At 26.6% G+C, this 7,628-nt stretch carries 7 protein-coding genes and 1 pseudogene; 2 read left to right on the forward strand and 6 right to left on the reverse strand.

The features are described from left to right. From BM384_RS13560 to BM384_RS13580, 5 genes are all read right to left on the reverse strand, one after another. The coding region (locus tag BM384_RS13560) for a transposase (RefSeq protein ID WP_175537264.1) at positions 1-180 on the reverse strand (180 nt) is incomplete at its 3' end. A 329-nt stretch (positions 181-509) separates the two neighbouring features. Further along, complete coding sequence (locus tag BM384_RS13565; protein ID WP_090014397.1) at positions 510-1,343, reverse strand: PRD domain-containing protein; 834 nt, start codon at positions 1,341-1,343, stop codon at positions 510-512. A gap of 20 nt (positions 1,344-1,363) precedes the next feature. Next, the gene (locus tag BM384_RS13570; protein WP_090014398.1) at positions 1,364-3,478 is read right to left on the reverse strand and encodes a PTS sugar transporter subunit IIABC; all 2,115 of its coding nucleotides are present in this window, start codon (positions 3,476-3,478) and stop codon (positions 1,364-1,366) included. A 498-nt stretch (positions 3,479-3,976) separates the two neighbouring features. Then, positions 3,977-4,351: a hypothetical protein gene (locus BM384_RS13575; RefSeq protein ID WP_090014399.1), complete on the reverse strand. Its 375-nt coding sequence runs from the start codon at positions 4,349-4,351 to the stop codon at positions 3,977-3,979. A gap of 920 nt (positions 4,352-5,271) precedes the next feature. After that, positions 5,272-5,574: a hypothetical protein gene (locus tag BM384_RS13580; RefSeq protein WP_090014400.1), complete on the reverse strand. Its 303-nt coding sequence runs from the start codon at positions 5,572-5,574 to the stop codon at positions 5,272-5,274. A gap of 875 nt (positions 5,575-6,449) precedes the next feature. On the opposite strand from BM384_RS13580, the gene BM384_RS13585 reads away from it, so the two are divergent. Further along, complete coding sequence (locus tag BM384_RS13585; RefSeq protein WP_175537389.1) at positions 6,450-6,866, forward strand: helix-turn-helix domain-containing protein; 417 nt, start codon at positions 6,450-6,452, stop codon at positions 6,864-6,866. Between the two features lie 272 nt (positions 6,867-7,138). Here BM384_RS13585 and BM384_RS13590 read toward each other — a convergent pair whose 3' ends face one another. Next, on the reverse strand, positions 7,139-7,306 hold the full coding sequence (locus BM384_RS13590) for a hypothetical protein (RefSeq protein ID WP_207650727.1): 168 nt from the start codon (positions 7,304-7,306) through the stop codon (positions 7,139-7,141). 119 nt (positions 7,307-7,425) lie between these two features. On the opposite strand from BM384_RS13590, the pseudogene BM384_RS13595 reads away from it, so the two are divergent. Beyond that, positions 7,426-7,628: pseudogene (locus BM384_RS13595) on the forward strand (hypothetical protein); the annotation flags it as partial.

The raw sequence follows: 7,628 nt of genomic DNA on the forward strand, positions 1-7,628 counted from the left end.
CAAACTAGATTCCCCAAATAGTTTATATTTTTTAGCCCAAACACGGATTATATTTCCATGATTACTGTTGTATCTTATTCCTAGTTCGGAACATATTTGTTTGGTAGTCTTCCGTCCTGAAAGATAATCCTTAACCGCTTGTATTTTATCTTCAACTGAATATTTAAATTTTCTTCCCATAAAAAAATACCTCCAAAGTAGAGTTTGGTTATTTACCATGTCTACTTTAGAGGTATCATATCAATATGAATATACATCCTTTTTTCTTTTTATTATCTCCCCTTGATTTTGAATTTTTCTTTCAAATCCTCTGCATACTTTTTATTTATGATTGCATTTCCTATTTCTTTTATTTGCTTTAAAAACAAAAGTTCTTTAAATCTTTTCATATCACCCTCCACACTTTAGCTGTTTAAAATCTTACATTTACATTATAATAAATAAATTAATTATTATATACATAATAGGTTAATCAAAAAAGAAGCCTGGACTTTAATCCAGACCTCTTTTTATAATAATTCTTCTGAAAATACTCTCTCTATATGCATGGCAAGATAACCAATTTCTACATCCTTTAATTCCTTATTAAGTTCAAGACCTATTTTACTACATACATACTTTGCTAATATAAAAGATTTAGAAAACTTTTCTTGAATATATTCATTCATGTCAAGCTGTATAGTTTCACCTGATAATGTTCTTGCTATCATATACTTTACATGACTCACAAGGCGATTATAGCCTAATGAATTCACATCAACTTTTCTACCCACATGATTTTCAATTATTGAAATACATTCTTTAACTAAAGAAGCCATTTTCATGGCCTGTGATACATTATCACTTCCTAAGGATGAATGTATATGAAGGGCAATATACCCAATTTCATCTTCGCTAAGCTTAATTTTTTCACTTTCTTCTATCATATATTTTGCTTTATATGCAACCTTATATTCATCTGCAAATAATGCTTTTATCTCTGAATTTAATGGATTTAGTATTTCCTCATTATTTTTAATTCTCTTTACTGCAAAAGCAATATGATCTGCAAGAGGACATAAAATGTTTCTATCTATTTCCCCAAATTCTTTTTCTGATTCCATAATAATATTATTAGCGATTTCAAGGAACTTTGGTTCTATATTATCAATAATTTCTTTACTTGAACCCTTACTATTTTCCTTTTGAATATGATAAATATGACAATCATCTGAAGGAATAATTCTTTCATTTACCTTTTTCCCAAAACCTATTCCTTTTCCCAGAAGTATATATTGTTTTTCTGCCTCTTTATCTGTAGCAATAATACCATTATGATTTAATACTTTTATGATTCTAAACATTTTATGCCTCCACAAATTTTTTATTCTAATTCATCTATGGCAATTAAGTCTTCCCCAGACTTGATTTTCCCATTTTTCAATAATCTTATTTCCATATTATCATTTAAAGAAGTTATAACATAAGGAGATGCCATTGATGGTACTTTATCTTTAATTTCATCAATATTAAAGCTTAATATTTTATCTCCTTTTTTAACCTTATCTCCTTCTTTAACAAAGGCTTCAAAACCTTCTCCATTAAGGTTAACAGTATCTATTCCTATATGGATTAAAAGTTCTATTCCATCCTTTGTCCTAAACCCAACAGCATGATTAGATGGGAATACAAAACATATTTCTCCATCTTCTGGCGCTGTTACTTCTCCTTTTGAAGGCATTATCACAGCTCCATCTCCCATCATTCTTTGAGCAAAAGCATCATCTGGTGTTTCTGTAATATCCTTTGCTTCACCTGTTAATGGACTTCCTAAAATAATAGTTCTTTTTACCTTTGTTTTTTTCTTTTCAACCTTTTCTGTTTTATCCACTTTAACTTCTTCAGTTTCAATTTCCACATCTGGTGCTAAAACCAAGTAATCTTCAAGATTTGATTTAATTACAGTTACTCTAGGTCCATAAATTATTTGAACTCCCTGTCCTTTATGAACTACTCCCGAAGCACCTGTTTGCTTTAAAATACCTTCATTTACTAATTCAGATTTGTAAACTGTACATCTAAGCCTTGTAGCACAACAATCAACATCTGAAATATTTTTCTTACCTCCAAGTCCCTTTGTTATCATTTCTGATAATTCATCTTTTGAAGATCCTTTTTTCTTAGCATCAACATCACTTCTCTTGTAAAGTTTTACTTCCTCTGAAGTATCACGTCCTGGTGTTTTTAAGTCCATCTTTTTTATTAAAAAACTGAATAAGAAATAGTATACAACAAAATATAATACACCAACAAAAACCACATTAATCCAGCTTGTTTTAGCATTTCCTTGTAATATACCAAATAAGAATAAATCAATGAATCCTCCCGAAAATGTCATACCAACACCAACATTTAGCATATGCATTAACATATAAGCTGCCCCAGCAAATACACAGTGAATTCCGTATAGTACTGGTGCTACAAATAAGAATGTAAATTCAATTGGTTCTGTAATACCAGTTAACATTGAAGTTAAGGCTGCTGATAACAATAATCCTCCAACTTTTTTTCTCATTTCAGGCTTTGCACATTTATACATAGCTAAAGCTGCACCTGGAAGCCCAAATATCATTAATGGAAATTTACCTGACATAAATCTTGTAGCTGAAACACTGAAATGTTCAATACCTGGAGTACCAAGTTCAGCAAAGAATATATTTTGAGCACCTTCAATAAGTTGTCCTGAAACTACTGCTGTACCACCAACTGCTGTTTGCCAAAATGGAAGGTAAAATACATGGTGTAAACCAAAAGGAATTAATAAACGTTCCATAAAACCATAAACCCAAGTTCCTGCATAACCTGATTGTAAAACTATATCTCCAACTTTATAAATTCCTGTCTGAACTACTGGCCATACATAAAACATAACAATACCAACAACCAAGTAAACTACTGCACTTATAATAGGAACAAATCTTGTACCTCCAAAGAATCCCAATACTTGAGGAAGTTCAATTTTATAGAATTTATTATGAAGAATTGCAACTCCAAGACCAACTATAATACCACCAAATACACCCATTTGCAATGAAGTGATTCCTAGAACATCTGTAGCTGCTCCACTTAAAAGAGAATCTGTACCTCCATTTATATTTATCATGGCACCTATTGATGAATGCATAATTAAGAAAGCAATAGCTGCAGATAAGGCTGCAACATCCTTTTCCTTCTTAGCCATACCTATTGCAACCCCCATAGAAAATAATAATGGAAGGTTTGCAAAAACAATATTTCCTGCATCACTTAGCACTGAAAGAATTGTATTTAAGAAGGTCCCAGATCCCATAATACCTGTCAAACCATAAGCTTCTAACATTGTTTCATTTGTAAATGAGCTTCCTATTCCAAGAAAAAGCCCTGCTACTGGAAGAATAGCTATAGGAAGCATAAAGGATCTTCCTACACGCTGTAAAACACTAAAAATTTTATCTTTCATTTTTATTTCCTCTTTTCCATATATTTACGTATACTTCTTTAGGAAAATGTATTTAATGCCTTTTGCGCGCAAAAAGGCATCAACCAACATAAACATCCTAAATACTTATGCATAGTTAATGCCTGCTTATCAGTAACATACTATATCTTATTTATATTATATCAACCAAATCTGAAAACGTCAACATTTTCTGAAAAAATTTCATCTTAAATTAAATACATATATGTATTTATAAAATACTCCCTATCTATACTTATAAAAACATATAAAAATTTTATTTTTAAGATGTATATGTTTTTTAATTAGGGGCAATATAATATTGTAAGTGTTACATTTTATGTGACTTTGCTCCTATTAATAAAATTCTTTATATGAGTTTACTTCCTAACAAGTTTTTTCGTAAACTCTTATGCTTTGGATATTTTCCAAAGTTGACCACAGTGTATATAATTCTGTGTCCTCTTAACTAACTAACTTACTTACTATTGAGGACACAAATTATACACTGCAAAAACTTTTTGCCACTTTTTTACTCTTATATAAATTATAAATTTCTTGGAATCTTTCTTTTATACAGCTTGTCTTAAATAAACTTATATCATTTTCCAAACTATCTTTTTTCATTGAGGGATAACCTAAAATATATATTCCCGCTAAATCTAACAAATACATTATATCAGATATTAACTTCAATTTTTCATCTTCTGACGTAATTTTTGACACGCATCTATTATCAAAAACATCATCAATAACAGCCATGATAAAAATACCTATCTCTGCTTTTAATTCCCCATCTTCTTTACCTTTAGCTATCATATTTATCATACTCTGTTCTGCCTGAAACCTGCTTTTTTTTAACAATGCTTTTTCCACGTAATCACTCCCTTGTATATTTTACCGTTTGTTATTTGTATTACTCTTTATAATTTTTTCAATTATAATATTTTTGCTTTCTATATTATACCAACATTATTACATTTTGGAAAGTTTTTTTATTTTACAATTTTTTATCTTCTTTATTTTACATTTCTTGGTCATAAGCTCACTATTTTTATAAATTATATAATATAAAAAATATATTTCGGATTATTTGTAACAATTTTCATATGGATTTATATTCTAATAAAAAACAAAAATTATATAGGTAATGAGATTCACCTAAAAATTACGCATCTATATAAAAAAAGGAACATAGAATCAATTTAAAACTAACTACATTTAAATAATATTCCTATATCCCTTTTCTTTATTTTTACTTGTGGAGTTCTTTGTGTAATCTTTATTATTTTATATATAAGATACACACTTATTATTATATACTTTTTTTAGAAAATTTCAATTATTTGTATTTTTTTTGCTATATATTTTTTTGTGTCTTAAAAAATATATATTAATACTTTTGTTACTATTAATTTTTTAAAATTTATGATTCTATTTAGACACAATAAGTACATAATGAAACAAACTAATATTATGAATAATTATTTTTTCATAATCTATTAATATATGATTATTCAAAGTAAGTGTATCTATAAAGCTTCCTTTATCAATAATAAAGTTACTACATATTCATGCTATATATAAATCTTCTTCAGAATTTTTATTATATATACATATGAATACCAGCTAATAAAGATACATACTAAAGCTCAATATATAAAAGTATAAAGCTGATACATGCAAATGGCTTATTAAAAAGTAATATTCATTATTATCTTTCTTAGCTTTCTTTTTTATTAAGAATTTTATGCCACACAAAAAATATTTAATTTTCTTAAGGATAGATGCTTTTTCTACTTAATATATCTAAAGCATATCTCTCCATCTTCGATATACTCCATTTTTATTTCTTCATCTACTTCAGATTCAAAATAAAATTTAATAATAACTATGTTTCTTTTATTAATACACTTAGAATTTAAATAATTAATTATAGATCTTTCAGTAAGTTTCTTTTGATCTTCTTTTAAGTTATTAAATCCATATACTTGGTTCAATTTTATACCATGAATAAAAAATAAATCTTCTCTAGATTTAAGCTTATAATCTTTTAAGCCTCTCTCTGTATACAATCTTTCAAACTTCAACTTATTCATAATAATTCTCCTTTATACCTTTTGATAACTTTGTAATATTAATGCCTAAAATATACTTATTAAATAAATATCAGTATATATTGTGTTTCTTAGCAAACTGTTATATAACATATCCTAGTATTTTAACTATTCCATAATAATTGTATAAAAATTCAACTCAAATAAAATTATATTTTTATAAATTAATATCATCAAAAATTACAGGTATAGATCTTTATGATTTCATTATTTTTAAAAGCTTCCTTATTTTATATAATAAAAACTAATTATAAAATATTATTAAATACTTTATAAAGTATTCTCTCCTTTAATCATTATTTAAAGGAATTTTTAACAAATAATAATATATTAAATTAATCAATAAATTCTCTACATCTCTTTTACGAACGGGTGTTCTATTTATAATTATATTTTAGTGAACAATTGTTCGTTTGTAAAGGATATTTTTTAAAAAACATCTATTTTTTCTACTTTAAAACAATAATTTCAAAGAATAAAGCAATGAATATCATGCTTTTCATCTTATATTACAACTGATTACATTTTTAAACCTTTATAGTCATATAAGACTATCTTCCTAAAAAGCTATAGTTTTATATGACTTCAGCTTTTTTAATTATATACATTTTTAAAATTACATGTTTGTTGATCATTTTCTTTTTATAAGAATTTAGCTTTTATTTTTACCACAATTATACTATATGTGTATTATTCTTTATGAATTTAATCTTAAACTTATATTATTCAATCGTAAAATCATAGTATCGATACATTGACAACTGGTAAATCAAGCACGTAAAATGATATTTATGGTAAAAGAATTGTGTTTTATAGCAAATGCTATATACTTATGATTAGCAGGCGGGGTGATAAGTTTGAAAACAATTGGCGAGAAAATTCTTACTTTAAGAAAAGCACAAAACCTAAATCAGAAGCAGCTTGCAGATATGGCACATATTACAGAAGCTACTTTATCAAGATATGAACATAATCAAAGAGAACCACGTGGACAAATAGTTTCGAGGCTTGCAAAAATTTTAAATGTCAGCACTGACTACCTTTTAGATAGTCAAAATAATAATTTAGAAGCAAAGAAAGAAATATTTCGATTAGAAGAAGAAGAAGCACGTTTCTTAGATGCTTTAGACAGTGAAGAAAATTTAATTTTTTGTGGAGTTGAAGCTGATAGAGCTGATAGAGAATATCTAAAGGATGCTTTTAACAAATTTATGCTTGATGCAAAAATTTATGCAAATAAAAAGTATTGCTTAAAAGACAATGAGAAGGAATAGCATCAAAATAAATTTTGATGCTAACCACGAATACAAAAATAGGATTCAACTGTTTAATTCCTCTTTTTGCATAAAATCATACATAAAATTCAAATAATAATATAGCTTGAAAGGCATATATTTAAGCATAAAATTAGAGAACATATATCTTTCTTGTTGTATCTAAAAAATACTTTCCATCATAATTTGCACGTATATTTATTGATGCTATAAAAAAGGCAATGTAATCTGAATGATTTTTTACAATTCAGATTATATTGCCTTAAAAATACTTATCTAATTTTTTCTTTTAAAATTTTCTCTAATTCTAAAATTTCATTATTTTTATTATCCATCTGATCTAAATATTTTAATGCTCCTCTATAATCTCCTATATTATATAAAACTATTGATATATTATATAAAGTTTCTATATCTTTAGGACTAATATTATATGCCATTTGAAGATATGGTATAACTTTATCATATCTTTCATTATTATAATTTAAGGCTGTATTATGAATAAAAGTGATAAATATAGGCAAGTATCTAAACAAATGATTATTTGGAGATGAAGAAGATGTGTTCGGATAACTATAATGAAATTTTAGAAGGAATTAAACCTTTAAGTAATGCAGCTAAAAGAAAGTTAATAATAGACATAAGTATATTAATAAATCTTTCTTCTAATAAAGATAATACAGAATTAATATGCCCTCACTGCGGTAATAAATACATAGTTAAAAATGGAAAGAATAAAGAAACTCAAAGATATCTTTGTAA

Origin of the sequence: Clostridium sp. DSM 8431 (assembly GCF_900116755.1) — a bacterium.
Lineage (GTDB): Bacteria > Bacillota > Clostridia > Clostridiales > Clostridiaceae > Clostridium.